Raw genomic sequence first — 26,120 nt, 5'->3', positions numbered from 1 at the left:
TCGCCGATGGCGCGAAGGTCGCCGGAGCGCCATAAGGCGCGCGGAAGCCGGGACGGGGGAACGGCCGGCGCGGCGATGGAAGACAGGACCATGAAGACCATGCCCGAAGCGACGAACGTGCTCGATTTCGTCGCCCCGGTCGGCCGGGAGAACCTGGCCGGCCGCGTCTACGAGGAGCTGCGCACGGCCCTGTTCGAGGGCCGCATGCGTCCCGGCCAGCGCCTGAAGATCCGCGACCTGGCCGCCGCCATGCAGGTGTCCGAGACGCCGGTGCGGGAGGCTGTGGTGCAGCTCGCCCGCGAGCGCGCGCTGCGCCTGGAGGCGGCCCGCTCCATCACCGTGGCCGGTCTCAGCCTGCAGCAGTATCTCGAGCTCCGCACCATCCGCCTGGAGCTCGAGGGCCTGGCCGCCGAGGCCGCCGCGCTCCGCATCACCCCGGGCGACCTCGGGACGCTGGAGCGCGCCCATGCCGCCCTGGCCGCGGCCGAGGCGGCGGAGGAGGCCACCGCCGCCAACCGCGCCAACTGGGCCTTCCACCACACCCTCTACGCCGCCGCCGCCATGCCGGAGCTGCTGTCGCTGATCGAGAGCATCTGGCTGCGCAACGGCCCGATGCACGCCTTCCTCTACCCCGAGGCGCGGCCGACCTATCCGGGCCGCCACCGGCACCTCGACATCATCGAGGGCCTGCGCGCGCGCGACCCCGAGGCGACCCGCGCCGCCCTCCGCGCGGACCTGATGGAGGGCGGCGCCAACCTCGTCGCACTTCTCGGCCGCCAGGAACGCGACGCCGCCTGGACGGCCCCGCCCTGAGCCCGGGGCGAACAGGGCCCCCGCCAACACGACGCCGTCCGGGCGCCAGAGAGGAACAGGTCCGATCATGCAGCGCATCCCCATCGCCACCGACACCCCCTGGTTCCGGCTGGAGGTCGACGATGCGGACTGGGCGGCGGAGGATCCCGCCGCCCTCGCCCGCTGGATGGAACAGCTCCTGCTCATCCGCCGCTTCGAGGAGAAGATCCTGGAGCTGCACGGCCAGGGGCTCGTCCATGGCCCGGCGCATGCCTCGATCGGCCAGGAGGCCGGCGCGGTCGGCGCCATGTCGGTGCTCGGCACAGGGGACAAGCTGAACGGCACGCACCGCGCGCATCACCAGATCCTGGCGAAGCTGGTCAACAGCGCCCTGCCCGATGGCTACGATCCGCGCCGCGACGCGCCCGTGGCGCCGGCGGGCGACCTCGTCCGCCGCGCCATGGCGGAGATCATGGGCCTCGCGGAAGGCTTCTGCGGCGGGCGTGGCGGCTCCATGCACATGCGCTGGGCCCCCGCCGGCATCGTCGGCACCAGCGCCATCATCGGCGGCAACCTGCCCCATGCCGTGGGCTACGGCCTGGCCGACAAGGTGCTGGGGCGCGAGCAGGTCTCCGTCGCCTTCTTCGGGGACGGCACGCTGATGGCCGGCCAGTCGATGGAGGCCATCAACCTCGCCGCGCTCTACAACCTTCCCGTCATCTTCTTCCTGGAGAACAATTTCTACGCCGTCTCCACCCATGTGCGGGAGCAGACGCGGGAGACGCGGCTGACCACGCGCGGCGCCATGTTCGGCGTGCCCTCGGTGGAATGCGACGGGATGGACCTCGTCGCCGTGCGTCGCGCGATGCAATGGGCGGTGCGGACCATCCGCGAGACCGGCGGCCCCGTCTTCGTCGAGGCCATCCTCTACCGCTTCCTGCACCAGAGCGGCCCGCTGCTGGGCAGCCAGCTCGGCTACCGCGGCAGGGAGGAGGAGGCGGCGTGGCAGGCCCGCGACCCGCTCGCGACCATGCCCGCCCGGCTGAAGGCCCTGGGCGTGCTGGACGAGGCCGGGCTTGCCGCCCTCGATGCGCGCGCGACCCGCATGGTGGCGGAGGCCGCCGCGGCGCTGACCGAGGTGCCGCGCGACTCCAACACCCTTCAGATCCGCGCCGGCGCCTTCCCCGGCACGGCCGAGATCGAGAAGGGCATCCGGGGCGACCTCTCCGAACTGGCCGGCGCGCGCGTGCTGGAGGCGGCCTCCGTGCCGGCCGGGGCGCGGGCGGAGATGAAGTATATCGACGCCATCGCCGCCACCCTGCTGCGCAACATGGAGCGGGACCCGCGCATCGTCGTCATCGGCGAGGATGTGCACCGGCTGCGCGGCGGCGTCTCGGGCTCCACGCGCGGCGTGATGGAACGCTTCCCCGAACGCGTCTTCCCCACGCCGATCTGCGAGAACGGCTTCACCGGCATGGCGCTCGGCGCCGCCGTCTGCGGGTTGCGTCCGGTGGTGGACATCATGTTCGGCGATTTCTGCATCGTCGCGGCCGACCAGATGTTCAACGGCATCGGCAAGTTCTCGCACATGTTCGGCGGCGGCTTCGGCGTGCCGGTGGTGGTGCGCGCCCGCGTCTCGCCGCAGGCGGGCTATGGCTCGCAGCACTCGATGGACCCCTCGGCCCTCTTCGCGCTCTACCCGGCCTGGCGGATCGTCTCGCCCTCCACCCCGCACGACTACATCGGCCTGATGAACGCGGCGCTCCGCTGCGACGACCCGGTGCTGGTGATCGAGCATCAGGACCTGTTCCAGACCACCGGCCCGGTGCCGAAGGACGACCTGGACTACATCGTCCCGCTCGGCCGCGCCCGCACCGCTCGCCCGGGCCGCGCCTGCACCGTGCTCACCTATTCCACCATGGTGCCGGCCAGCCTCCGGGCCGCCGAGGCGGCGGGCGTGGACGCCGAGATCCTCGATCTCCGCAGCCTCGATCCCGGCGGGCTCGACTGGCCCGCCATCGAGGCCAGCATCCGCCGCACCAACCGCGTGCTGATCGCCGAGCAGACGGCGCGCGGCACCAGCCATGGCGCGCGCATCGCGCAGGAGATCCAGGAGCGCTGCTTCGACTGGCTGGACACGGAGATCCTGCGCGTCACCGGCGGCGCGGCCGCCCCCGTCGTCTCGCGCCCGCTCAATCTCGCGGCGCTGGGGGATACCGCCGGCATCGAGGCCGCGTTGCGGCGGCTGACGGCGTGAGGGGCCCCTTCCCGCCCGGCATTGAAATATGATATATCAAAATAAACGCAGCCAAGGATCCTTCCCATGTCGCAGGCTCTCCTCCCCGCGAAGCCGGGCGCCATCCCGCCGGACGATGCCCTGCGTGCCCGCGCCCGCGCCGTCATTCCCGGCGGCCTCTGGGGCCATCTGAACGCGGCCAGGCTGCCCGAGGGATATCCGCAATACTTCGCCTCGGCCGAGGGCTGCCGCCTGCGGGATGTCAACGGACGCGAGTACATCGACTTCATGTGCGCCTGGGGCCCCGTGGTTGTCGGCCACCGCCATCCCGCCGTGGAGGCCGCCGCGCGTCGCCAGGCCGGGCAGGGCGACTGCATGAACGGCCCCGCCCCGGTGCTGGTCGAGCTGGCGGAGCTGCTGGTCGGCACCGTCGCCCATGCCGACTGGGCGCTCCTGGCCAAGAACGGCACCGACGCCACCACGGCCTGCGTCACCATCGCCCGCGCCGCAACCGGCCGGCGCAAGGTGCTGGTCGCCCGCGGCTCCTATCATGGCGCGGTGCCCTGGTGCTCCCCCTCGCTGGCCGGGGTCACGGCGGAGGACCGCGCCCATATCCTGCCCTTCGACTACAACGACACCGCCAGCCTGGAAGCCGCCGCGGAGGCCGCGAAAGGCGATCTGGCCGCGGTGATCGTCACGGCGTTCCGCCATGATTTCGGTCGCCACCAGGAACTGCCCACGCCTGAATTCGCGCGCCACCTCCGCGCGCTGTGCGACGCGACCGGCGCCGCCCTCATCCTGGACGACGTGCGCGCCGGCTTCCGCATCGATCTCGGCGGCTCCTGGGAGCCGCTCGGCGTCCGCCCCGACCTTTCCGCCTTCAGCAAGGCCATCGCCAACGGCCATCCGCTCGCCGCCGTCACCGGGCGGGACCGCTTCCGCCAGACCGCGACCGAGGTCTACACCACCGGCTCCTTCTGGTGCGGCGCCGTGCCCATGGCGGCCGCCGTGGCCACCATCCAGGAGTTGCGCCGCCTCGACGGCCCGGCCCACATGCGCGCCATGGGCGAGCGCCTGCGCGCGGGGCTCGACGCCCTGTCGCGCCGGTACCGGCTGCCCGTCCGCCAGACCGGGCCGGCGCAGATGCCGCTGATGATCTTCGACAACGATCCGGACTGGGCGAAGGGCGACGCCTTCTGCGCCACGGCCCTGCGGCACGGGGCCTACTTCCACCCCCGCCACAACATGTTCCTCTCCTGCGCGCACACGGAAGAGGATATCGACCGCGCGCTGGAGGCGGCGGAGGCCGGGTTCCAGGCGGTGGCCCGCGGCTAGCCGGCGGGCCAGCGCGCCCTACAGCTCCACCTGCCAGAACAGCGGGAAGCTCGACTGGATCAGGTTCCGCAACCGCGCGCGGTATCCGGCCGGACGCGAGAACTGGCCCCACATCACGCTCGGCACCAGCTCGTAGGCGACCCGCTGGATGCGCTCGGCCACCTCGCGGCGCGCCGCCGCATCGGGGGCGCGCGCGAAGTCCGCCAGCAGGGCGGTGATCCGCGCGTCGCAGCTCCGGCCGGGATAGTCGGAGCAGTTGTTCGCCACGTAGAAGTGGTTCAGCGGGGATACCATGTCCACGCCATTGGCATAGACCGGGAACAGGCTCCAGCCGTCCGGCCGGGCGCGGCGCGCCAGCACCGTGCCCCAGTCCATCACCTGCTCGTCCACCACGAAGCCGGCCTGCTTCATGTTCTCGGCCAGCACATGCCCGGCGGTCTGCGAGATCGAGCCGGAGACCTCCAGCATGACCACCGGCTCGCCCTTGTAGCCGGTGCGCGCCAGCTCCGCCTTCGCGGCCCGGACATCGAAGCGCGCGACCTCCGCGCCGGCGGCGGTCTCCAGCGGCGCGTCGCACATCCAGAAGGAGGGGCAGTTCTCCACCCGGAAGCGCGGCGGAATGCCGATGGCGCCCAGGATCTCCTTCTGGTCGACGAGCTTCCACATCACCCGCCGCACGGCGGGATCGGCGAAGGGGCCGCTCGCATGGTTCAGGCGGAAATTGCCCTGGAACATGTCGATGCCCTTCAGCTCCATCAGCCGCAGGTCGCGGTTGCGGCCGAGCAGGTCGAGGAAGTCGAAGGGCAGGTACTGCATGTAGTCGATCTCGCCGGCGATGAGCGCGTTCACCCCGGTGGTGTCATCGGGCATGGTCTTCAGCACCAGCTCGTCGATCCTCACCGCCTTGCCGCCGGCCAGGAAGTCCGCCGGCTCGGCCCGCGGGACGTAGCGCGCGTTCCGCCGCAGCACCATCCGGTCGCCCGTGCGCCACTGGTCGCGTGCGAAGGTGAAGGGGCCGGAGCCGATGATCTCGGTGATGCGCGCATCGCCGGCGGGGAGGATGCGGGCGGGCATGATGAAGGGCACCGGGGCGTTCGGCTTGCCCAGCACCTCCAGCATCAGCGGAAACGGCTCCTTCAGGGCGATGCTGAAGCTGCGCGCATCCTCGGCCCGCATCGTCCGCATCGCCGCCAGCAGCATGCGCCCGAGGCTGTCGCGCGAGGCCCATCGGCGCAGGGAGGCGACGCAGTCCTCGGCCGTCACCGGCGCGCCGTCGTGGAAGGCCAGGCCGTCGCGCAGGGTGAAGCGCCATTCCAGCCCGTCGGCCGAGACGGTGTGGCCCTCCGCCATCTGCGGCCGGACCGTGCCGCCGGAATCCTGGGCGAAGAGCGTGTCGAAGACATGATAGCCGAAGCTGCGCGTGATCGCGGCCGTGGTCGCATGGGGATCGAGGACCACCACCTCAGATTCCAGCATCACCGTGATGGAACCGGCGGCGCGCGCCAGGCGCGGCGCGGCGAGAAGCGCGGGCATGGCGACGGCGCCCGCCCGGAGAAGACCGCGGCGCGTGGTGCTCAGCTCGAACATGGACATCCCCCTGTCTGCCGGGGCGGTTCCTGACGGCCCCGGTGCCTCTGCGCTCATCCTAGGCCATGGATGTCCTCTTGCAACATATGATATATCATTGAGGAGCCGACAGTCCGGGCCCCTGACTAGGCCCGGCCTCCGGGTGCCCTCAGTCCGGCTCCGGCAGGGTCGGCGCGTCGGTGAGGCGGTCGTGGATCGCCAGCAGCGCCTTGAGCGGATCGGTCTCCTTGCCCGCCGGCGCCGTGGCCGCGCCCTTGGTCGTCCAATAGACGGCATCCTCGACCCAGCGGATCAGCTGCCGCCGCGTCGCCGGAGAGCTTGTCGCGCTGGTCATAGGCCTCGGCGTTGATCGCACCCAGCAGGGCGGCGGCATCTCCGCAACGGCGTGATCGAGGTGCGGCAGGTCAAGCGGGAAGCCCGCTGCAGGTCCCCATGCATCCGGCCCTGGCGGTCGAGCTGGCCCATGTGCCATCCGACCGGATCACCTTCCTAATACGACAGGACAGCGGCGCGACGCCTGGCAGAGGCCGCAGCGGCCATCCATCAGATGGCGGCCATCACCGGCCATCGCACATTGTCGGATGTGGAAAGATACACGCGGGCGGCGGAACAGCCGCGCCTGGTCCAGGCCGCCATGGCCCGAATGGCGAACGGCGGCTTGCTAACCAAATCCACCGAAACTCGCAAACCGGAAGAAACCGGCACTGAATCAGTATTTCGGGGAATTTCTGGCGCGCCCGAGAGGATTCGAACCCCTAACCTCCAGATCCGTAGTCTAGCGCTCTATCCAGTTGAGCTACGGGCGCTGGCCAGTGGCGGGGGAATAACCGAGGCCCTCCCCCCGCGCAAGAGGCATTTTTGCGTTGTTACGCGGCCAGCTTGTCCAGCTCGCGCAGCACCGCATCGCCCATGACGCTGGTCCCGACGCGCGCGGTGCCATGGCCCATGATGTCGGCCGTGCGCAGGCCGCCGGCCAGGACCTTCTCCACCGCCTGCTCGATCATCGCCGCATCCTCCTCCATGCCGAAGGACCAGCGCAGCAGCATGGCGAAGGACAGCAGCTGGGCGCAGGGATTGGCGATGCCCTTGCCGGCGATGTCCGGCGCGGAGCCGTGCACCGGCTCGTAGAGCGCGTGGCGGCGGCCGGAGGAATCCGGCGCGCCCAGCGTGGCCGAGGGCAGCATGCCGAGGGAGCCGGTCAGCGCCGCGGCGAGATCGGAGAGCAGGTCGCCGAAGAGATTGCTGGCGACGATGACGTCGAACTGCTTCGGCCGCGAGCAGAGCTGCATCGCGCAATTGTCGGCATACATGTGGCTCAGCTCGACATCCGGATACTCGGACTTGCCGACCTCGCTCACCACGGCGCGCCAGAGGCGGCCCGACTGCATGACATTCGCCTTCTCGACGCTGGTCATCTTGCCGGTGCGCTTGCGCGCCAGGTCGAAGGCGACGCGCGCCACGCGGGCGATCTCGTCCTCGGTATAGACCTCGGTGTCGATGCCGCGCCGCTTGCCGTTGGGCAGCGTCTCGACGCCGCGCGGCTCGCCGAAATAGATGCCGCCGGTGCTCTCGCGCACGATCATCAGGTCGAGCCCGCGCACCACATCGGGCTTCAGGCTCGACGCATCGACCAGCGGCTCCAGCACGAGCGCCGGACGCAGATTGGCGAAGAGACCCAGCTCCTTGCGCAGCCGCAGGATGCCGAGCTCAGGCCGCTTCTCGAAGGGCAGGCCATCCCATTTCGGGCCGCCGACCGAGCCGAAGAGCACGGCATCCGCGTTCAGCGCGCGCTCCACCGTGGCATCCGGGCAGGGCGAGCCCTCGGCATCCAGCGCGGCGCCGCCGACCAGCCCTTCCTCGAGCGCGAAGCTCACATGCCGGCGCCGGTCCATCCATTCGATGACGCGGCGCACCTCGCGCATGACCTCGGGGCCGATACCATCGCCGGGGAGAACCAGCAGTTTCTTGTTGGCCGACATGGGCGTGTCTCGTCCCTCTTTCTCTCCGGGCCCGCCGCCAGCCGGCGGGCCACCCTCATTCGGCAGCGTCCTGGTACAGCCAGGGCTGCGCCGCGCGCCGCTTCGCCTCATAGCCATCGATGGCCGAGGCACGCTGCATGGTCTGGCCGATATCGTCGAGCCCGTTCAGCAACAGGTGGCGACGCAGCGGGTCGATCTCGAAGGGGATCTCCTCCCCGTTCGGGCGCACCACCACCTGCCGCTCCAGATCGATCGTGAGGCGCGCATTCTCGCCCATGCGCGCATCCTCCATCAACTGATCGCAGATCTCGCGCGGCAGCTTCACCGGCAGGATGCCGTTCTTGAAGCTGTTGTTGTGGAAGATATCGGCGAAATCGGGCGCGATGACGCAACGGATGCCGAAATCCAGCAGCGCCCAGGGCGCGTGCTCGCGCGAGGAGCCGCAACCGAAATTCTCGTGCGCGATCAGGATCTCCGCCCGGCGGTAGGGTTCCTGGTTGAGCACGAAGTCCGGATTCTCGCTGCCATCCTCGCGATAGCGCAGATTGGCGAAGGCGGCCTTGCCGAGGCCGGTGCGCTCGATGGTCTTGAGGAAGCGCGCCGGGATGATCTTGTCGGTATCGACATTGGCCATCGGCAGCGGCGCGGCGATGCCGGTCAGGGTGGTGAAGGCGTCCATGGATCAGTGCCTCCCTTGGGCGGCGAGCTGGCGCACATCGGTGAGGTGGCCAGTGATGGCGGCGGCGGCGGCCATGGCCGGCGAGCAGAGATGCGTCCGCCCCCCCGGCCCCTGCCGCCCCTCGAAATTGCGGTTCGAGGTGGAGGCGCAGCGCTGGCCCGGCGTCAGCTTGTCCGGGTTCATGCCGAGGCACATCGAGCAGCCCGCCTCGCGCCACTCGAAGCCGGCCTCCCGGAAGACGGCGTCCAGCCCCTCGCGCTCGGCCTGCTGCTTCACCAGGCCCGAGCCCGGCACCACCATGCCGCGCACGCCCTCGGCCACGCGGCGGCCGCGCACGATCTCGGCGGCGGCGCGCATGTCCTCGATGCGGCTGTTGGTGCAGGAGCCGATGAAGACGACATCGACCTTGAGATCGGTCAGCTTCTGGCCGGGCGTCAGGCCCATGTACTCGACCATGCGGCGGAGCTGCGCCCGGCGCGCCTCGTCCTGCCCGCTCTCGGGGTCCGGCACGGTCGCGGTGATCGGCAGCACGTCCTCGGGGCTGGTGCCCCAGGAGACCATCGGCACGATCTCGGCGGCGTCCAGCACCACCTCCCTGTCGAAGACCGCGCCCTCATCCGTCGGCAGGCTGCGCCACCATTCGATGGCCCGCTCCAGCATCTCGCCCTGCGGCGCGAAGGGGCGGCCCTTGATGTACTCGAAGGTCGTCTCGTCCGGCGCGATCATGCCGGCGCGGGCGCCGCCCTCGATCGACATGTTGCAGACGGTGAAGCGCCCCGCCATGTCGAGCGCGCGGATGGCCGAGCCGGCGAACTCGATGACATGGCCGGTGCCGCCCGCCGTGCCGATCCTGCCGATGATGGCCAGCACGATGTCCTTCGCCGTGCAGCCCGGCGGCAGGGTGCCGTCCACCGTCACGCGCATGTTCCTGGCGCGCTTCTGCAGCAGGGTCTGGGTGGCGAGCACATGCTCGACCTCGGAGGTGCCGATGCCGAAGGCCAGGGCGCCCATCGCGCCATGCGTCGAGGTGTGGCTGTCGCCGCAGACGATGGTCATGCCGGGCAGCGAGAGGCCCTGCTCCGGCCCGATGACATGCACGATGCCCTGGCGGGCGTCGGTCAGCGGGATATAGGGAACGTCGAAGGCCTTGACGTTCTTCTCCAGCGTCTCGACCTGCAGCCGGCTCTCGGGGTCCTCGATGCCGGTGTAGCGGGAGGCGTCGGTGGCGATGTTGTGGTCGACCACCGCCATGGTGCCCTCGCGGCGGCGCAGGGAGCGGCCGGCCATGCGCAGCCCCTCGAAGGCCTGCGGGCTGGTCACCTCATGCACGAGATGCCGGTCGATGTAGAGAAGCGCGGTGCCGTCCGGGAGTGTCTCGACGACATGGGCGTCCCAGATCTTGTCGTACAGCGTCCGCGGCTTCGTGGCCGACATCGTGTGGTTTCCTCGTGGCAGGTGGTTCATGCCCGCGCGGCGCGGGGCTGGGGCCCATACCGCCCGGGTAGCCATTCGCCCGGGGGCCGAGACCCCAGGGCCGGCGCCGGCCCCTCTCGGGGACCGGCTCCCGCCATCAGGTTGCGATCCCCGATGGCGGAGGCAAGGGGCTCACTCCTTGGCGCGCGGAGCGGCCTTCTCGGCGATGCGGGCGGACTTGCCGGTCCGGCCACGCAGGTAATACAGCTTGGCGCGGCGCACCTTGCCGCGGCGCAGCACGGCGATCTCGGCCACGTTCGGGCTGTAGAGCGGGAAGACGCGCTCGACGCCCTCGCCGTAGGAGAGCTTACGCACCGTGAAGTTGCTGTGCAGGCCCTTGTTGGAACGGGCGATCACCACGCCCTCATAGGCCTGGGTGCGGGTGCGCTCGCCCTCGACCACCTTCACCATCACGCGGACGGTGTCGCCGGCGGCGAACTCGGGCACGGCACGGGCAGAGAGCAGGCGCTCCTTCTGTTCCGTGTCGAACTGCTGCAGCAGGTTCATGGCAAAAATCCTCTCGTCAATCCGTTTAGGCGGCGCGGGCCGCCCGTTCAATCCTGTGTCTCAACAAGCCGGCCATGCGGGCCGCCCCGCCGGGCCCATAAGTCGGGCCGCCGTTCGCGCGTCGCCGCCTCCGCCTGCTCCCGCCGCCATCGCGCCACCGCCGCATGGTGGCCGGACAGCAGCACCTCCGGCACCCGCCGCCCCTGCCACTCCACCGGGCGGGTGTAGTGCGGGTATTCGAGCAGCGGCGCCGCGGCCTCGGCGAAGCTTTCCTCGGTGGCGCTCTCCGCCCCGCCCATCACGCCCGGCAGCAGCCGCACGCAGGCATCGAGCAGGACCAGCGCCGCCGGCTCGCCGCCCGAGAGCACGAAGTCGCCCACCGAGACCTCGCGCAGGCCGCGCGCCTCGATCACCCGCTGGTCCAGGCCCTCGTAGCGGCCGCAGACCAGGACCAGGCCCGGCCCCGCCGCCAGCTCCCGCACCAGCGCCTGATCGAGCAGGCGCCCGCGCGGGGTCAGGTAGATCAGCGGGCGGGCCGGCCCCTCCGCCAGGGCGGCGGCGCAGGCGGCATCGACCACGTCCGGCCGCATCACCATCCCGGCGCCGCCGCCGCAGGGCGTGTCGTCCACGCTGCGGTGGCGGTCGGTGGCGAAGTCGCGGATCTGCAGCGTGTCCAGGCGCCAGAGACCCTCCCGCAGGGCGCGGCCGGCCAGGGAATGGCCAAGCGTGCCCGGAAACATCTCCGGGAAGAGGGTGAGCGCGGTGGCGTGCCAGCTCACGCGCCGCCCCCCCGCACGCCGCGCGGCCCGCTGCGCCGCGGCGCGTCCTGCCGGCGCGGCAGCGACTGCAGCGGCTCCGGCGGCGCGCCGGCCTCGGCTTCCGGCGCCGCCATCACCGCCTCGGGCGGCGCGGCGACGAGGAAGCCCCCGGCCAGATCCACCACCGGCACGGCGGCCCGGGTGAAGGGCAGCAGCAGCTCCCGCCCCTGATCCGCGGCGACGGTCAGGAAGGCGCCGGCACCGTAATCCTCCACCGCCCGCACCTGGCCGAGCGCCCGACCCTCCGCATCGCGGACGTCGAGGCCGATCAGGTCGGCGAGGTAGAATTCCTCCTCCTCCGGTGGCGGCAGCAGGTCGCGCGCCAGATAGAGCCGGGTGCCGGTCAGCTTCGCCGCGGCCTCGCGGTCGGCGACGCCCTCGATGCGCGCCAGACCGCCACTCAGCCAGTGCAGCACGAAGCGCGTCCCGCCGCTCTCGTCGGAGAGCGGGCCGTAAGCGGCGATGGCCGCCGGGTCGGCGGTGAAGGACTGGACACGGACAAGGCCCCGCACACCGTGCGGCCGTCCGATCTCCCCCACCAGGATACGCTTGCTGCCCATGGCGCGTGACGATCAGCCGCCTGGACTTCAGCCCGCGGCGGCCGCGGCGGCGCGCTCCTGCGCCTTCTTCTTCGGCGCGGCCTGCTTCGGCTGCTCGCGGAAGACCGGCATCGGCGCCAGCTCGGCGCGGCCGAGGAACTTCGCCACGCGGTCGGTCGCCACCGCGCCGTTGCTCAGCCAGTGCTTGATGCGCTCGTCGAACAGGCGCACGCGCTCGGCGTGGTCGGAGGGCAGCATCGGGTTGTAGCTGCCGACCTTCTCGATGAAGCGGCCGTCGCGCGGGGAGCGGCTGTCGGCCACCACGATGTGGTAGTAGGGGCGCTTCTTGGCGCCGGCGCGCGCGAGGCGGATCTTCAGGCCCATGATCTTTGGCTCCGTAGTGGGTGTCGTCGGTGGTTCAGAAGGGGCGCTTGCCGCCCCCCATGCCAGGAAGGAGCGCGCCGAGACCGCCGCGCATCAGGCCCTTCTGGCCGAGCTTGTTCATCCGCTTCATCATCGCGGACATGTCGTCGAACTGCTTGAGCAGCCGGTTGACCTCCTGCACCGAGGTGCCGGAGCCGGCGGCGATGCGCCGCTTGCGGGAGGCCTTCAGGATCTCCGGGCTGCGGCGCTCCTTCGGCGTCATGCTGCCGATGATCGCCGCCTGGCGCTTCAGGATGCTGTTGTCGAGCTTGGCCTCGTCGATCTGGCCCTTCAGCTTGCCGATGCCCGGCAGCATGCCGAGGATGCCGGACAGCGAGCCCATCTTGCCGATCTGCTTCAGCTGCGCCGCATAGTCCTCCAGGTCGAACTGACCCTTCTGCATCTTGGCGGCGAGCTTCTCCGCCTCGGCCTTGTCGATCGTCTCGGCGGCGCGCTCGACCAGGGAGACGATGTCGCCCATGCCCAGGATGCGGCTGGCGATGCGGTCGGGGTGGAAATCCTCCAGCGCGTCCAGCTTCTCGCCGGCGCCGAGCAGCTTGATCGGCGCGCCGGTCACGGCCCGCATGGACAGCGCGGCACCACCGCGCGCATCGCCGTCGATCCGGGTCATGACGATGCCGGTGAGGCCGACGCGCTCGTTGAAGGCGCGCGCCGTCTGCACCGCGTCCTGGCCGGTCATGGCATCGACGACCAGCAGGCTCTCATGCGGCCGCACCGCGGCCTTGACCTCGGCCACCTCCGCCATCAGCGCCTCGTCGATCGAGAGGCGGCCGGCGGTGTCGAGGATGACGACGTCGTAAAGCTCGCCGCGCGCCACCTTCATGGCGCGCTCGGCGATCTGCAGCGGGGTCTGGCCCTGCACGATCGGCAGCGAGGTGACGCCGGCCTGCCGCGCCAGCGTCTCCAGCTGCAGCTGCGCCGCCGGGCGGTGCACGTCGAGGCTGGCCAGCAGCACCTTCTTCTTGTCGCGCGTGCGCAGCCGCAGCGCGATCTTGCCCGAGGTGGTGGTCTTGCCCGAGCCCTGCAGGCCGATCATCAGGATCGGCACCGGGCTCGCCGCGGCCAGGCTGAGGCCGGGGACATGCTCCACCCCCTCGCCGCCGCCGAGCGCCTCGACCAGGCAGTCGTTGACGATCTTGATGACCTGCTGGGCCGGCGAGACGGAGCGGATGACATCGGCGCCGACGGCGCGCTCGCGCACCTTGGCGACGATGTCCTTGACCACCGGCAGCGCGACATCGGCCTCCAGCAGGGCGATGCGCACCTCGCGCGAGGCCTCGGCCACGTCGGCTTCGGTCAGCGCGCCACGGCGGCGCAGCCGGTCGAACACCCCGTTCAGCTTGCCCGAAAGCGCCTCGAACATCCGCCCTCACTGCCGGCGCCCTGCCGAGCGCCCAAAACAAAACGCGCCGCTGCGCGAGCCTTCGCGGAGCGACGGAGCCGGGCCTCTCCGGGAGGCGGCCGACCATGATGACCGGGCACAGGCCCGGGCCGGGGCGATGTAGTTGATCGGCGGCGGGGGGTCAAGCGGAACCGCCCTCCCCTCCGCCACCGGCCCGCGCCGGCTACTTCTTCTCGATGTTCCAGAAGACCAGGATCGGCGCCGTCAGCACGCCCGAGACATTGCTCCGCCGGGCATAGGGCTGGTCGTACTGGCCGAGCACCCGGTAGGGCTGCACCTCGGCCAGCCGCCGGTGCAGCGCCTCGGTCGCCGCCTTCTGCGAGGCGGCGTCCACCGCCTCGACCACGCCGTTGCGCAGCCGCTCCGCCTCGGCATCGCAGGGCCAGCCGGCCCAGGCGCGCTCGCAGGCCATGTTGGTGCCGATATTGGTGATCGGCGACTGCATGGTGGCGCCGGAGGCGAAGGTGACGAAGAGGTTCCAGCCGCCCTGGTCGAGCGTGCCGCGGTTCTGCTGCCGGGTCGTCACCGTGCCCCAGTCGGAGAACTGCAGGTCGACATTCAGCCCGGCCTTGCGCAGCGATTCCGCCGCCACCTCGGCCATGCGGCCGATCGGCGCGATGTCGTAGGTCGAGGTCAGCACCACCCGCTCGCCCTTGTAGCCGCTCTCGGTCAGCAGGCGGCGGGCGGTCGCCAGATCGGGCTTCGCATAGCCCGCCGCGCCGGCCTCGGTGCCGTTCGGGCTGCCGCAGACGAAGTAGGAGTCGCAGCGCCTCCACCACTTCTCGTCACCGAAGCCGGCGGTCAGGAAGTCGGCCTGGTCGGTGGCATAGGCGAGCGCCAGCCGCGCGCGCGGGTCGTTGAAGGGCGGGTGCAGGTGGTTGGGGCGCAGCATCGCCTGGCCGGGCAGGCTGGAATAGGTCTCGACCTTCACGTCGCGGCTCCGGGCCAGCACCGGCACCAGGTCCTGGCTCGGCTGTTCCCAGAGGTCGATCTCCCCGGTCTGGATCGCCGCCGCCGCCGTCGCCGCATCGGGCATGATCACCCATTCGACGCGGTCGAGCTTCACCACCCGGCCCCCGGCCAGCCCGTCCGGCGGCTCGGCCCGCGGCACGTAGTCGGGGTTGCGGTCATAGACGACACGGGCGCCGCTCTGCCACTCGCCCCGGTTGAAGCGGAACGGGCCGCTGCCGACGGTCTCCGTCACCGGCTTCATCGGGTCGGTCAGGGCATCGCTCTCGCGCATGATGACCGGGATCTGGCCGACGCCGGAGCCCAGCGCGAAGGGCACCATGCCCGTCGCCGTCTTCAGCCGCAGGGTGAAGCTGCGCCCGTCCACCGCCTCCAGCGCGGCGGTGTATTCGGCAAGCTTCACGCCGACCGTGTCGCGCGCCATCCAGCGCTTCAGCGAGGCGATGACATCCTTCGTCGTCACCGGCTGGCCATCGTGGAACTTCAGCCCCTCGCGCAGGCGGAAGGTCCAGACCAGCTTGTCGTCCGAGACGCTGTAATCCTGCACCATCATCGGCTGCGGCTGCAGCTTCGAATCCCAGGCGAAGAGCGTCTCGTAGATCATCAGCCCGTGCATGCGGGTGATCAGGATCGAGCCATGCACAGGGTCGAGCGACTTCAGGTCGGCATGTGGCGCGACGCGGAGCACGCTCTTCGGCGCGGGCTGCGCCGCGGCGCCGGGCGCCCCGGCCAGCATCAGGGCGGGAAGCAGCGGCAGGGCGAGCAGGGCCGCGCGGCGGGAATGGGTCAAGGAGGCTCTCCGAATCAGGATCTGCGGTGAAGATGCAAGACCCGTGCCCGGTGGCTGGCAAGCCGCAGGCTGCCATCGGGCTGCAGCCACAGGCAGGGGCGGTGCCGCCAGGGTCCGTGCGACAGGTCGGCCAGGGCGCGGCCGCCCGGCAGGGGCGTCAGCCGGCAGCGCGCGCCGATGCCCCCGGCCCAGTCGAAGCGGGCCTCGCCCTCCGGCGTGACGCGCAGCCCCGTGCCGAGGACGGGATCGGTCCATTCGCCCGCCAGGGCCGGATCGGGCGCCAGCCCCTCCGGCACGCGCAGCAGGCGCCGCGCCACCCCGCCCACCATGCCGGCCAGCGCATCCGGCCCCTCGGCGCGCAGGCGGATGTCGAGATAGGCCGGAAGGCTGCGCCATTCGCCGCCCGGCGCCGCCACCAGCCGCTCGAAGCCGCCCATGACGCTGATCGAATCCGCCGCCAGCTCGGCCCAGAAGGGACCTTCGGCGGCGGCGAAGAGGCCGGGCGGCACCGCCGGGGGTGCCGCGGGCAGCGGCTCGCCGGTCAGGGCGGCCATGACGCGCAGCGCCGGCCAGAGCGCCTCCTCCTCCCGGTTGGTCAGCACCACCACGCCGAGACCCAGCTCGGGCGCCATCAGGACATGGTTGCGATACCCCGGCAGCGAGCCGCCATGCCCCACCAGCACCACCCGGCCCAGCGCGCTGCGGACCAGTCCCAGGCGATAGACGCTCTCGCTGCCATCGGCGAAGCGGCGCGGCGCCGCCAGCCGCTCCAGGATCCCGGCCAGCGGCCCCCGCCCGGCCATCAGCGCAGCCGCCCAGCGGGCCAGCGCCGTGGCGCTGCCGGCCAGGCCGCCGGAGGCGGAGAAGTGCAGGCCATAGCGCCCGCGCCGCCAGCCGGCCCCATCCCACCAGTAGCCGGTGGCGAGGCCCGGCACGGGCACGCTCTCATCCTCGGGGAAGGCGAAGGGCAGGTCCAGCGGTGCGAAGAGCCGGCGGCGCAGCGCCTCGGGATAGCTGACGGCGCGCCGCTCTGGCAGGATGCGCTGCGCCAGCCGCCAGCCGGTGTTGGAATAGGCCATCTCGGTGCCGGGCCCGGCATTGAGGGCGGGGATGCGGCGGGCGACCGAGAACACCTCCTCCGCCGTCAGGCTGGCGGTGAAGGGCACGCCCTGCTGCCAGAGCAGCTCCATCATGTCCGGCAGGCCGCCGGTCATGTCGAGCGCGCGCTCCAGCGGGACCGCCGCCACCGCCGGTGGCAGCCCGTCCAGCAGCGTGCCCAGGGGCGCCTCCAGCGGGATCTCCTCCAGCAGCAGCGTGGCGGCCAGGAAGTGCTTGCTGATCGAGGCCAGGCGGTTCGGCGTGTCGGGGGTGAAGGGAAGGCCGTGCTCCAGGCTGGCGAAGCCGCCGGCCGCGGCATGGCGGATGCCGGCCGTGTCGAAGAGCAGGATGGCCCCGCCCGGCCCCCGTGCCTCCGACCAGGCGCCGGCGAGGGCGGCGGCCTCCGCCGCGGCGGCATTCCAGTCGGGCATGGTCCTGCGCTCCTCACCGGTGGGTGGGACGCATTCTTCGGCGCGCGGGCGGAAAGGGGAAGCCCCGGCCGCGCGCCGGCCGCGTCAGGCGTCGAGCAGCACGCTGAAGCCGCCCATGATCATGCGCTTGCCATCGAAGGGCATGTCCTTGGGCGGTTCCTTCATCCGCTCATCCGTCATCATCGCCTGGACGGCGGCGTCGCGCGCCGCGCGGTCGCGATACTCGATCCAGGCGAAGACCACCGCCTCCTCCTCCGTCGCATGGACGGCGCGGCGGAAATCGGTGCGCTGACCCTCCGGCACGTCATCGCCCCAGGCCTCGACCACGCGCAGCGCGCCGAGCTCCCGGAAGACCGGCAGGATCCCGCGCGCCATCGCGACGTAATCCGCCTTGCGCCCCCGCGGGACCGGCAGGACGAAGCCATCGACATAGCCGCCGGTGCCACTGCCCTCGTCCATCAGCGGGGCGAAGCCGCCATGGATCAGCCGCCTGCCATCGAAGGGCATGGCCGCGCCCAGGGCCTGCATCGCCGGGTCGGTGCGGAAGCGCGCATTCGCCGCGTCGCGCGTGGCGCGATCGGGGTACTCGACCCAGGAGAAGACCACCGTCTCCTCCGGCGTCGCCTGCACCGCGCCCCAGAAGTCGTTCAGCTTGCCCCTCGGCACGTCGTCGCCCCAGGCCTCGACGCAGCGGGTGGCCCCGAAGCCACGGAACAGCGCCGCGGCCTCGGCGGCGTGGCGCGCATAGGCCTCCCTGCTGCCGGTGGGAACGGCGACCACGAAGCCTTCCACATAAGCCATGCCTGGGTTTCCTCCTCCCGTTGACCCACGCTTCCTGCCGCGATTTTAGGTTGATATCAACCATAAACCCCATGGCCGGGGCGCGCTTGGCGCGATCGTGAAAGTCCGCTCCTTCCGACCCTTTCCGCGGGAGGGGGCGCGACCCCCTCCCTCCTCCCGACTCCGGGCGCCAACGCGCCCCTACGCCACCGCCGCCGGCTGCCGCAGGGCCGCAGCGATCAGCGGCATGCCGATCCGCGCCGGGTCGGTCATCAGCGACTCGGGGTGGAACTGCACCGCCGAGAGCGGCAGGCGCCGGTGCTCGATCGCCATGACCACGCCATCCTCCGTCTCCGCCGTCGCCACCAGCTCCGCCGGCAGGTCGAGGCGCCGGGCGTGCAGGGAGTGGTAGCGCCCGACGGTGAAGGTCCCGGGCAGCCCCGCCAGCAGCCGCCCGCCGAGGTTGCGGATGCGGGAGGGCTTGCCGTGCATCGGCCGGGACAGCAGGTCCAGCGTACCGCCGAAATGCTCCACCATGCCCTGCAGGCCGAGACAGACGCCGAAGCCCGGCAGGCCGCGCCGGATGAGGAGGTCGAGCGTGTCCGACATGGCGAAGTCCGCCGGCCGGCCCGGCCCCGGCGAGAGCAGCACGAGGTCCGGCGCCTCCCCCTCCCGCAGCGCCTGGCGCGCCATCCCTGGCCGCAGCGTGCGGACCGAGGCACCCGCGGCCCGCAGGTAGCCGGCCAGGGTATGCACGAAGCTGTCCTCGTGATCGACCAGCAGCACCCGCGCCCCCATGGCCGGGCGCGGCGCGGCGGGCGCGGCCGCCACCGCCGCCTCGCCGCGCAGCGTGGCCAGCATGGCGCTGGCCTTGAGCCGGCATTCCGCCTCCTCCGCCGCCGGGTCGCTGTCATGCAGCAGGGTGGCGCCGGCGCGCACCTCGGCGATGCCGTCCCGCAGCCGGATCGTGCGCAGCGTCAGGCCGGTGTTCATGTTGCCGTCGAAAGTCATGCGGCCGATGGCGCCGCCGTACCAGCGCCGCGCCGAGCGCTCCTCCGCCTCGACATGCCGGATCGCCCAGCGCTTCGGCGCGCCGGTCACCGTCACCGCCCAGGCATGGGAGAGGAAGCCGTCCAGCGCGTCCATCTCCGGCAGCAGCCGGCCCTCGACATGGTCCACCGTGTGGATCAGCCGCGAGTACATCTCGATCTGCCGCCGGCCGATGACCTTCACCGTGCCGGGGACGCAGACGCGCGACTTGTCGTTGCGGTCCACGTCGGTGCACATGGTGAGCTCGCTCTCCTCCTTCTCGGAATTGAGCAGGGCGCGGATGTTCGCCGCGTCCTCCAGCGCGTCGGCGCCGCGCCGGATGGTGCCGCTGATCGGGCAGGTCTCGATGCGTCCCTCCTCGACGCGGACGAACATCTCCGGGCTGGCGGCGACCAGGAACTCGCCCTCGCCCAGGTTCATCAGCGCGCCATAGGGCGAGGGATTGACCCGCCGCAGCCGCTCGAAGAGCACGCTCGGCGCCTCGTCGCAGCGGGCCGAGAAGGTCTGGCCCAGCACCACCTCGAAGAGATCGCCGCGCGCGAAGGCCCGCTGCGCGCGCTCCACCATGGCGGCGTATTCCCCGGGCGCGAAGTCGCTCTCGGGCGGGGTGGCCTGCCCGCCGGGCCGGTGGGGGTCGGCCGGCGTCGCGCGCGGCAGCGCCTCGGTGGAGCCGCTATCGAGCAGGAAGTCGTAGCGGTGCAGCCGGGCGGTGCCGCGCATATGGTCCACCACCAGGATCTCGTCCGGCAGGTAGAGCACCAGGTCGCGCTGGCCGGCGTCGCGCGGCAGGCGCAGCGGCATCGGCTCGAACTGGAAGACCAGGTCATAGCCGAAGGCGCCGTAGAGGCCGAGATGCGGGTCCTCCGCGCTGCCGAAGAGATCGCGCAGCGCCCGCAGCACGGAGAAGACGGAAGGCTGGCGGGAGCGCTCCTCCTCGGCGAACTCCGCCTCCGGCTCGCGCAGGGAAAGATGCAGGCTGTCCGCCTCCCGCCGCATCGCGGCCAGCGCCGGCAGGCCGCGCAGCGCCGGGGCGATGACGCCGAGCAGCCGCCGGCCCCGCTCGTTCAGCCCGCGCAGCACCATCTCCCGCCCCCGGGCCGCGATCATCAGCGGCGGATCGGCGAAGCCCAGGTCCCAGCGGGTGTAGCGGCCGGGGAACTCGAAGGAGGAGGAGAGCAGCACGCCGCGTTGCCGGTCCAGCCGGCCGGCGAGCTCGGCCAGGACCTGCCCGACGGGAGGGCCGCCGGCCCCTTCCCTGGCGAGATCCAGGGTCTGGCGCTGGATGGTGAGACCGCCCTGGGTCTGGTAACGCGTCTGCATCGGTCGCTCCGGGCTGGGCTGCCTCGGGTCCGGTGCGCATCGGCTGTCAGGATATGAAGATGGCCGCCCGGTACCCCGAGGCGGCCATGAAAAGGTTCGAGATCACACGGCCGCCTTATGAAAGGGGCCACCACCAGCTTGCAGGTTGGATGCGCGTGATCATGCGGGGAGCGTAGCGAAGCCCCCTGTCGCCCACAAGGGGAGAAACGCCATCCCACGGCGCCTTGCCGCCACGCCGCACGAGGCCGCACACTGCCCGCGGAGATCCGGCCCATCGGCGAAGCCGCCCCGGCAGAGGGCGGCGGCCGTGGCGCCGGCGGGATGGCAAAGGCCCGGTACGACCGGCCCCTCTGAGGAGATCCGCTTCCGTGCGACGCAGACAGTTCCTGCAGGCCAGCCTGGCCCTCCCCTTGGCTGCTCCCCTGGCCATGACCGGCCTCGCCGCCCCCGCCCTGGCGCAGGCCGCCCGCCCGCTGCGCTTCGTGCCACATGCCGACCTGGCCAATTTCGACCCGATCTGGGGCACCCAGTACGTGGTGCGGAATGCCGGCATGCTGGTCTGGGACACGCTCTATGGCGTCGATTCCGCGATGCGGCCGCAGCGGCAGATGGTCGAGGCGGAGGAGGTCTCGGCCGATGGCCTGACCTGGACCTTCCGCCTGCGCCCGGGCCTCAGGTTCCACGACGGCGAGCCGGTGCTGGCGAAGGACGCCGTCGCCAGCCTCGCGCGCTGGTCGGCGCGGGACGGCATGGGGCTGATGATCCGCGCCCTCCAGCAGGAGCTGGTCGCGGTCGACGACCGCACCTTCCGCTGGGTGCTGAAGCAGCCCTACCCGAAGATGCTGCTGGCGCTCGGCAAGAACAACGCGCCCTGCGCCTTCGTCATGCCGGAGCGGATCGCGCGGACCGATCCGTTCCAGCAGATCACCGAGTATGTCGGCTCCGGCCCGATGCGCTTCCTGCGCGACGAATGGCTGCCCGGCGCCCGCGCCGTCTTCCAGCGCTTCGACGGCTACGTGCCGCGCGATGAGCCGGCCTCCTGGCTGGCCGGCGGCAAGCGCGTCGCCGTGGAACGGGTCGAATGGGTGATCATCCCGGATGCCGCGACGGCCGCCGGCGCCCTGCAGAGCGGCGAGGTGGACTGGCTGGAGACACCGCTGGCCGACCTGATCCCCGTGATGCGGCGCAACCGCAACATCGCGGTCGATATCGCCGATCCGCTCGGCAATGTCGGCGCCTTCCGCATGAACCACCTGCACCCGCCCTTCAACGACGTGCGCGCCCGCCGCGCCATCCTGATGGCGATGAGCCAGGAGGATTACATGCGGGCCATCGTCGGCAGCGACGATTCCCTCTGGAAGCCGATGGCGGGCTTCTTCGCCCCCGGCACCCCGCATTACAGCGAGGCCGGCGGCGAGATCCTGAAGCGCCGGCCGGACCTCGACGCGGCGAAGCGCCTGCTGGAGCAGAGCGGCTATGCCGGGCAGCCCGTCACCTGCATGGTCAGCCAGGACCTGGCGCCGCACAAGGCGATGGGCGACGTCACGGCCGACCTGCTGAAGCGCCTCGGCATGAGCCTCGACTTCGTCGCCACCGACTGGGGCACGGTGGTCGGGCGGCGGGCGCAGAGGACGCCGCCGGGCCAGGGCGGCTGGAACATGTTCCACACCTGGCATTCGGGCGCCGACTGCGCCTCGCCTGTGGGCTATTCGGCGATCCGGGGCAATGGCGAGAAAGCCTGGTTCGGCTGGCCCGAAAGCCCGGCCACGGAGGCGGGCATCGCCGAATGGTACGCCGCCGCCACCCCCGCCGCCGAGCAGGCCGCCATCGACAGGATCAACGCCGCCGCCGTGGAGGATGTCGTCTTCGCGCCCCTCGGGCAGTTCATGGCCTACCAGGCCTGGCGCAGCAACGTCTCCGGCATCACCAAGGGGCCGGCGCCGCTGTTCTGGGACGTGAAGAAGGGGTGAGGCCCGCACCCGGGAGGGGGCACCGCCCCTTCCCGCGGGGCGGCGCGCCGTCAGTCGGGCCGGAAATCCATCGCCACCCCGTTGATGCAGTAGCGCTGGTGCGTGGGCGGCGGCCCGTCGGGAAAGACATGCCCGAGATGGCTGCCGCAGCGGGCGCAATGCACCTCGGTGCGGATCATGCCGTGGCTGCGGTCCGTGGTGGTGCCGACGGAGCCCTCGACCGGCGCGCCGAAGCTCGGCCAGCCGGTGCCGCTCTCGAACTTGCCGCCCGAGGCGAAGAGCGGCTGGCCGCAGCCGGCGCAGAGGAAGGTGCCGGGGCGCTTCTCGTGCAGCAGGGCGCAGCTGCCGGGCCGCTCGGTGCCATGCCCCCGCATCACGCGGTACTGCTCGGGGGTCAGGCGACGGCGCCATTCCTCCTCGCTGAGGGTCACTGGATAGGTGATCTGGTCCATGCGCGGTCTCCCGTCATCCCTGCCCGGCATATTGGGCGTGGCGCGCGGCGGGGGAAGGCCTGGTGGAGGGGAAGCCCGGTGGAGGGGAAGGCCCGGTGGAATTGTCCGGTGGAATTGTCCGGTGGAGCGGCGCCTCAGCCGCCCAGCGGGGTGAGGCGCGCCGCGGCGCCGGCCTCGCGCTCCCCGGCGGGCGCGCCGAGCGCGATATCGGCCTCCTCGAGCCGGCGCCAGGCCCCCCCGCTCAGGATCTCGCTGGGCCGGAAGCGGGACTTGTAGGCCATCTTGCGGCTCTGCGGCACCCAGTAGCCGAGATAGACATAGGGCAGGCCCAGCTCCACCGCGCGGCCCACCAGCCAGAGCACGACGAAGGTGCCGAAGGAGCGCTTCTCCAGCTCCGGCTCGTAGAAGGAATAGACCGCGGAGAGGCCGTCGCTGAGCCAGTCGGTCAGGCAGCAGGCGAGCAGCGCGCCGCTGGTGTCGCGGAACTCGACCACGCCGCTCGAGATCGGCGTGTCCTCGACCATGGCGCGGTAGTCGTAGAAGCCCATCGCCGCCATGTCGCCATCCTGGTGGCGCGCCCGCTGATAGCGCTGGAACAGGGCGAACTGCTCCGCCGTGGCCCGGGCCGGGGTGGAGCGGCCCTCCAGCCCCTCATTGGCGCGCAGCACCCGGCGCTGGGTCCTGTCGGGCGCGAAGGCGGCAGCGTCGATGCGGATCGGGATGCAGGCCTGGCAGCCGTGGCAGACCGGCGAATAGGCGATGTTGTGGCTGCGGCGGAAGCCGGCGCGGGAGAGGCGGTCGTGCAGGGGCTCCGCGTCCGGGCCGGTCAGCTCGGTCACGATCTTCCGCTCCATCCGCCCGGCCAGGTAAGGGCAGGGCAGCGGCGCGGTCGTATAGAAGAACTGCGGTCGGCGGGCGGAGCGGTGGAGCATGTTTCCGGCAGTTTCCCCGGCCCCGACGCCGGACGCAACGACAGATACGCCTCATTCCCCAGGAACCAGGGAAAGCCTGCCCCCCGACTGGCGCGGGGCGGTCCCCAGTGGCAGCAGCGGCCGCCCCTCCGCCCCGCCGCCCCCCGCCCAGAGCGGCGCCTGATCGGCCCAGTGCGGCGAGAGCGGATGGCCCGACTGACCGGTGGCGATGACGGCCATGGCCCCCTCCGGGTCGCCGAGGTCGAAGACGGCGCGCAGCCCGGCCCCCTGCACATGGGCGAAGTCGCCGCGCATGCCGCCGCGACTGATGGTGTGGTCGTCGCCGGCGGTGGGCAGGACGATGCCGCTCCAGGGGCCCAGCACAGGCAGGAAGCGCAGCAGGGGATGCTCCAGCCGGGCCTGGTGCGCCGCGCCCCAGCGCCAGGCGGCGGGCTCGGGGCCGAAGCGGCGGGCGAGATCCGCCACCGCCTCGCGCAGGGCCGTGGCGGCCAGCGCGGCGCAGGCGCCGCCCTCGGCGAAGGGCGGCGCGGCCTCGGTGGCCCCCGCCCCGGCCCCGGCTCCGGCCTTCGCCGGGCGGCACCAATGCGCCCCGCGCCCGTCCGGATGCAGCACGAAGCGCAGGAACTCCGCCGTCGGCGGCCAGCCGCCCTCGGGCACGCCGCCATGCGCCAGCGCCAGCCGCGCCGCCCGTGGCCACCAGGCGTTGAAGATCAGCGGCTGCGGCCGGTCCGGCGCCATCTCCCCCTCCCAGCCCAGCAGCAGGTCGCGCGCCGCCCCGGCCGGTCCCTCGGGGCGCGGCAGGGCCCGCAGCAGCGGCAGCATCTCGCGGGCGAAGAGGCTGACCGCGTCCCGCTGCATCACCGCCAGGTCGCCGGGCGCGTGGCGCTCGCGCTGCGCCAGCAGCTCGCCGATGCGGCGGAAGCGCCAGTCGCCATACCAGTCGCGGCCGAGATAGGGCCCGGCGCCCTCGGGCTGGATGCGGTTGTTGGCATTGGCCAGCGCGCCCCCGGGCGGGTTCTCGCGATGCGGCAGGTCGTCGAAGGGGACGAAGCCCAGCCAGTCATGGCTGCCGTCCCAGCCCGGCGCCGGCAGGCCGCCATCGCCGGCGCGGCGGACCGGCGTCCGGCCCGTCAGGTAGAGGGCGATCCCCTCCCGCGCCGAGGCCACCATCAGGTTCTGCGGCGGCGAGGAGATCAGCGCCGCCGCCGCCCGTGCCGCCGCGAGCGAGGTGGCCCGGTTCAGCGCCAGCAGGCCATCCGCCGCGCGGTCCTGCGGCGCCAGATTGGCCATGCTGACGGCGAGCACCGTCCCCGCCTCCGCCCCCTCGCCCCCCGCGCCATCCAGGTCGCTCACCACGGGCCCGTGCCGGGTCTCGCGCACCCGCAGCACCTCTGGCTCCCGGCCGCGGACGCGGATCACCTCCTCGCGGATCGTGAAGGGCCGCGGCCCTTCCGGCGTCTCGTAGCCCGCCGGCCCGGCCAGGCGCTCGACGAACAGGTCCTGGGTGTCGGAATGGGTGGTGGTGAAGCCCCAGGCCAGGGCCTCGTTGCGGCCGATCGGCATCAGCGGGATGCCGGGCGCGGTGGCGCCGGCGCGGAAGCGGCCACCGGGCAGCTCGATCCGCGCCAGATACCACAGGATCGGTGCCTGGAAGCCGAGATGCGGGTCGGAGGCGAGCAGCGGCGCCCCCGTCACCGAGCGGGCGGCGGAGAGCGCCCAGGCGTTCGAGGCCGTGGAGGGCAGCGGGGCGTCGAGCGGGAAGCGCGGCAGGGCGGCGGCCAGGCGCGCGAGGCGCGCCGCCGGCGGCAGGTCCCGCGCCAGGCCGGCGAGATCGGCGCGGCCGGGGCTTTCATCCGCCGGCCAGAGCTCGGCCAGCCGCTCCGGCGGCAGCAGCGCCGCCAGCCGCGCCCGGTCCAGCTCGGTGCGCCAGTTGTTCGACAGCCACAGGCCCATGGTCTTGGCCCAGAGCAGCGAATCCGCCGGCCGCCAGGGCTCGGGCGCGCCGAGCGGCAGGAATTCCGGCGCCGCCAGCCGGCCGCGCTCGCCGATCCAGGCATTCACCCCCTCGGCATAGGCCTCCAGCATGTCGCGCCCCTCGGGCGAGAGCGCCAGGACATCCGCCTCGGCGCGCTGGCGCAGGCCGAGGGTGCGGCTGAAGCGATCGGCGCGCAGCGCGGCCGGGCCGGCGATCTCGGAGAGCCGGCCGGCGGCGCTGCGCCGCATCAGCTCCATCTGGAACATCCGGTCACGCGCATGCAGCCAGCCCAGCGCCAGGGCGGCGTCACGCTCGCTCGCGGCGGTGATGCGCGGGATGCCGTGCGAATCCTCGACCACCTCCACCGGCGCCGCCAGCCCGGCCAGGACCAGGCGCCCCTGGCGCGGCGGCAGGCTGGCCCAGAGCAGCCCCGCCACCGCCGCCCCGGCCAGGACCAGCACGGCTGATCCGGCCCAGAGGCCCCGCCGGAGGATCAGGCGCAGCGGGCGGCGCCGCGAGGGGGCCTGGCGGCCGGCATCTCTTCGCATGGCTTCCGATGTAG

General features: G+C 72.3%; 21 protein-coding genes and 1 tRNA gene. 4 read left to right on the top strand and 18 right to left on the bottom strand.

What is annotated here, in order from left to right; genetic code table 11:
* The first annotated feature begins 90 nt into the window (after positions 1-90).
* From ACVMLK_RS02325 to ACVMLK_RS02315, 3 genes are all read left to right on the top strand, one after another.
* Positions 91-813, top strand: coding sequence for a GntR family transcriptional regulator (locus tag ACVMLK_RS02325; RefSeq protein WP_457485495.1), 723 nt, complete (start codon positions 91-93; stop codon positions 811-813).
* A gap of 67 nt (positions 814-880) precedes the next feature.
* Entirely contained in the window at positions 881-3,049 is a 2,169-nt protein-coding gene (locus ACVMLK_RS02320) for an alpha-ketoacid dehydrogenase subunit alpha/beta (protein ID WP_457485494.1), read from the top strand.
* A 66-nt stretch (positions 3,050-3,115) separates the two neighbouring features.
* Complete coding sequence (locus tag ACVMLK_RS02315; RefSeq protein ID WP_457485493.1) at positions 3,116-4,363, top strand: aminotransferase class III-fold pyridoxal phosphate-dependent enzyme; 1,248 nt, start codon at positions 3,116-3,118, stop codon at positions 4,361-4,363.
* Between the two features lie 18 nt (positions 4,364-4,381).
* Here the strand turns inward: ACVMLK_RS02315 and ACVMLK_RS02310 are convergent, their stop codons facing one another.
* The 15 genes from ACVMLK_RS02310 to ACVMLK_RS02240 all read right to left on the bottom strand — a co-directional run bounded on the left by ACVMLK_RS02310 (position 4,382) and on the right by ACVMLK_RS02240 (position 20,229).
* A complete protein-coding gene (locus tag ACVMLK_RS02310; protein ID WP_457485492.1) occupies positions 4,382-5,956 on the bottom strand; it encodes an ABC transporter substrate-binding protein in 1,575 nt (524 codons plus the stop codon).
* A 142-nt stretch (positions 5,957-6,098) separates the two neighbouring features.
* Positions 6,099-6,284, bottom strand: a complete 186-nt coding sequence (locus ACVMLK_RS02305; RefSeq protein ID WP_457485491.1) for a hypothetical protein — start codon at positions 6,282-6,284, stop codon at positions 6,099-6,101.
* 395 nt (positions 6,285-6,679) lie between these two features.
* Positions 6,680-6,756, bottom strand: a tRNA-Arg gene (locus ACVMLK_RS02300).
* A 60-nt stretch (positions 6,757-6,816) separates the two neighbouring features.
* The gene (leuB, locus tag ACVMLK_RS02295; protein WP_198364377.1) at positions 6,817-7,929 is read right to left on the bottom strand and encodes a 3-isopropylmalate dehydrogenase; all 1,113 of its coding nucleotides are present in this window, start codon (positions 7,927-7,929) and stop codon (positions 6,817-6,819) included.
* A 55-nt stretch (positions 7,930-7,984) separates the two neighbouring features.
* Positions 7,985-8,608: a 3-isopropylmalate dehydratase small subunit gene (gene leuD, locus ACVMLK_RS02290; protein WP_198364376.1), complete on the bottom strand. Its 624-nt coding sequence runs from the start codon at positions 8,606-8,608 to the stop codon at positions 7,985-7,987.
* A 3-nt stretch (positions 8,609-8,611) separates the two neighbouring features.
* Positions 8,612-10,042 carry a 3-isopropylmalate dehydratase large subunit gene (leuC, locus tag ACVMLK_RS02285; protein WP_457485490.1) on the bottom strand — a complete coding sequence of 477 codons (1,431 nt, stop codon included), beginning with the start codon at positions 10,040-10,042 and terminating at the stop codon, positions 8,612-8,614.
* A 171-nt stretch (positions 10,043-10,213) separates the two neighbouring features.
* Entirely contained in the window at positions 10,214-10,588 is a 375-nt protein-coding gene (rplS, locus tag ACVMLK_RS02280) for a 50S ribosomal protein L19 (RefSeq protein ID WP_198364374.1), read from the bottom strand.
* A gap of 47 nt (positions 10,589-10,635) precedes the next feature.
* The gene (gene trmD, locus ACVMLK_RS02275) at positions 10,636-11,367 is read right to left on the bottom strand and encodes a tRNA (guanosine(37)-N1)-methyltransferase TrmD (RefSeq protein ID WP_422921538.1); all 732 of its coding nucleotides are present in this window, start codon (positions 11,365-11,367) and stop codon (positions 10,636-10,638) included.
* Positions 11,364-11,966, bottom strand: a complete 603-nt coding sequence (rimM, locus tag ACVMLK_RS02270) for a ribosome maturation factor RimM (RefSeq protein WP_198364372.1) — start codon at positions 11,964-11,966, stop codon at positions 11,364-11,366. The genes trmD and rimM overlap by 4 nt, the downstream gene beginning before the upstream one ends.
* Before the next feature lie 27 nt (positions 11,967-11,993).
* Entirely contained in the window at positions 11,994-12,329 is a 336-nt protein-coding gene (rpsP, locus tag ACVMLK_RS02265; RefSeq protein WP_198364371.1) for a 30S ribosomal protein S16, read from the bottom strand.
* 34 nt (positions 12,330-12,363) lie between these two features.
* A complete protein-coding gene (gene ffh, locus ACVMLK_RS02260) occupies positions 12,364-13,752 on the bottom strand; it encodes a signal recognition particle protein (RefSeq protein WP_422921540.1) in 1,389 nt (462 codons plus the stop codon).
* 202 nt (positions 13,753-13,954) lie between these two features.
* Positions 13,955-15,550, bottom strand: a complete 1,596-nt coding sequence (locus tag ACVMLK_RS02255; RefSeq protein ID WP_457485489.1) for an ABC transporter substrate-binding protein — start codon at positions 15,548-15,550, stop codon at positions 13,955-13,957.
* A gap of 14 nt (positions 15,551-15,564) precedes the next feature.
* A complete protein-coding gene (locus ACVMLK_RS02250) occupies positions 15,565-17,079 on the bottom strand; it encodes a serine hydrolase domain-containing protein (protein WP_457485488.1) in 1,515 nt (504 codons plus the stop codon).
* Positions 17,080-17,163: 84 nt separating this feature from the next.
* Positions 17,164-17,880 carry a DUF1428 domain-containing protein gene (locus tag ACVMLK_RS02245; RefSeq protein ID WP_457485487.1) on the bottom strand — a complete coding sequence of 239 codons (717 nt, stop codon included), beginning with the start codon at positions 17,878-17,880 and terminating at the stop codon, positions 17,164-17,166.
* 180 nt (positions 17,881-18,060) lie between these two features.
* Positions 18,061-20,229, bottom strand: a complete 2,169-nt coding sequence (locus tag ACVMLK_RS02240) for an anthranilate synthase component I (protein ID WP_457485486.1) — start codon at positions 20,227-20,229, stop codon at positions 18,061-18,063.
* Between the two features lie 428 nt (positions 20,230-20,657).
* Here ACVMLK_RS02240 and ACVMLK_RS02235 point away from each other — a divergent pair, with 428 nt between their 5' ends.
* Positions 20,658-22,199: an ABC transporter substrate-binding protein gene (locus ACVMLK_RS02235; protein WP_457485520.1), complete on the top strand. Its 1,542-nt coding sequence runs from the start codon at positions 20,658-20,660 to the stop codon at positions 22,197-22,199.
* Positions 22,200-22,249: 50 nt separating this feature from the next.
* On the opposite strand, the gene msrB is transcribed toward ACVMLK_RS02235, so the two are convergent.
* The 3 genes from msrB to ACVMLK_RS02220 form a co-directional block, all read right to left on the bottom strand.
* Complete coding sequence (gene msrB, locus ACVMLK_RS02230; RefSeq protein ID WP_198364367.1) at positions 22,250-22,651, bottom strand: peptide-methionine (R)-S-oxide reductase MsrB; 402 nt, start codon at positions 22,649-22,651, stop codon at positions 22,250-22,252.
* 134 nt (positions 22,652-22,785) lie between these two features.
* The gene (locus ACVMLK_RS02225; protein WP_457485485.1) at positions 22,786-23,583 is read right to left on the bottom strand and encodes an arginyltransferase; all 798 of its coding nucleotides are present in this window, start codon (positions 23,581-23,583) and stop codon (positions 22,786-22,788) included.
* 51 nt (positions 23,584-23,634) lie between these two features.
* The gene (locus ACVMLK_RS02220) at positions 23,635-26,106 is read right to left on the bottom strand and encodes a penicillin acylase family protein (protein ID WP_457485484.1); all 2,472 of its coding nucleotides are present in this window, start codon (positions 26,104-26,106) and stop codon (positions 23,635-23,637) included.
* Positions 26,107-26,120 lie beyond the last annotated feature (14 nt).

The organism is Teichococcus aerofrigidensis (assembly GCF_054073225.1).
The sequence above is the reverse complement of the archived record's forward strand: the minus strand, read 5'-3'. Positions and strand labels throughout refer to the sequence as shown.

Coding starts and splice junctions, on each gene's coding strand:
- msrB (WP_198364367.1), bottom strand. CDS start 22,651: ATGGACCAGATCACCTATCCAGTGACCCTCAGCGAGGAGGAATGGCGC.
- ACVMLK_RS02250 (WP_457485488.1), bottom strand. CDS start 17,079: ATGCCCGACTGGAATGCCGCCGCGGCGGAGGCCGCCGCCCTCGCCGGC.
- ACVMLK_RS02320 (WP_457485494.1), top strand. CDS start 881: ATGCAGCGCATCCCCATCGCCACCGACACCCCCTGGTTCCGGCTGGAG.
- rpsP (WP_198364371.1), bottom strand. CDS start 12,329: ATGGGCCTGAAGATCCGCCTCGCGCGCGCCGGCGCCAAGAAGCGCCCC.
- ACVMLK_RS02325 (WP_457485495.1), top strand. CDS start 91: ATGAAGACCATGCCCGAAGCGACGAACGTGCTCGATTTCGTCGCCCCG.
- ACVMLK_RS02315 (WP_457485493.1), top strand. CDS start 3,116: ATGTCGCAGGCTCTCCTCCCCGCGAAGCCGGGCGCCATCCCGCCGGAC.
- ACVMLK_RS02220 (WP_457485484.1), bottom strand. CDS start 26,106: ATGCGAAGAGATGCCGGCCGCCAGGCCCCCTCGCGGCGCCGCCCGCTG.
- ACVMLK_RS02245 (WP_457485487.1), bottom strand. CDS start 17,880: ATGGCTTATGTGGAAGGCTTCGTGGTCGCCGTTCCCACCGGCAGCAGG.
- leuD (WP_198364376.1), bottom strand. CDS start 8,608: ATGGACGCCTTCACCACCCTGACCGGCATCGCCGCGCCGCTGCCGATG.
- ACVMLK_RS02305 (WP_457485491.1), bottom strand. CDS start 6,284: ATGACCAGCGCGACAAGCTCTCCGGCGACGCGGCGGCAGCTGATCCGC.
- ACVMLK_RS02240 (WP_457485486.1), bottom strand. CDS start 20,229: ATGCAGACGCGTTACCAGACCCAGGGCGGTCTCACCATCCAGCGCCAG.
- ACVMLK_RS02310 (WP_457485492.1), bottom strand. CDS start 5,956: ATGTCCATGTTCGAGCTGAGCACCACGCGCCGCGGTCTTCTCCGGGCG.
- ffh (WP_422921540.1), bottom strand. CDS start 13,752: ATGTTCGAGGCGCTTTCGGGCAAGCTGAACGGGGTGTTCGACCGGCTG.
- leuB (WP_198364377.1), bottom strand. CDS start 7,929: ATGTCGGCCAACAAGAAACTGCTGGTTCTCCCCGGCGATGGTATCGGC.
- ACVMLK_RS02235 (WP_457485520.1), top strand. CDS start 20,658: ATGACCGGCCTCGCCGCCCCCGCCCTGGCGCAGGCCGCCCGCCCGCTG.
- rimM (WP_198364372.1), bottom strand. CDS start 11,966: ATGGGCAGCAAGCGTATCCTGGTGGGGGAGATCGGACGGCCGCACGGT.
- ACVMLK_RS02225 (WP_457485485.1), bottom strand. CDS start 23,583: ATGCTCCACCGCTCCGCCCGCCGACCGCAGTTCTTCTATACGACCGCG.
- rplS (WP_198364374.1), bottom strand. CDS start 10,588: ATGAACCTGCTGCAGCAGTTCGACACGGAACAGAAGGAGCGCCTGCTC.
- leuC (WP_457485490.1), bottom strand. CDS start 10,042: ATGTCGGCCACGAAGCCGCGGACGCTGTACGACAAGATCTGGGACGCC.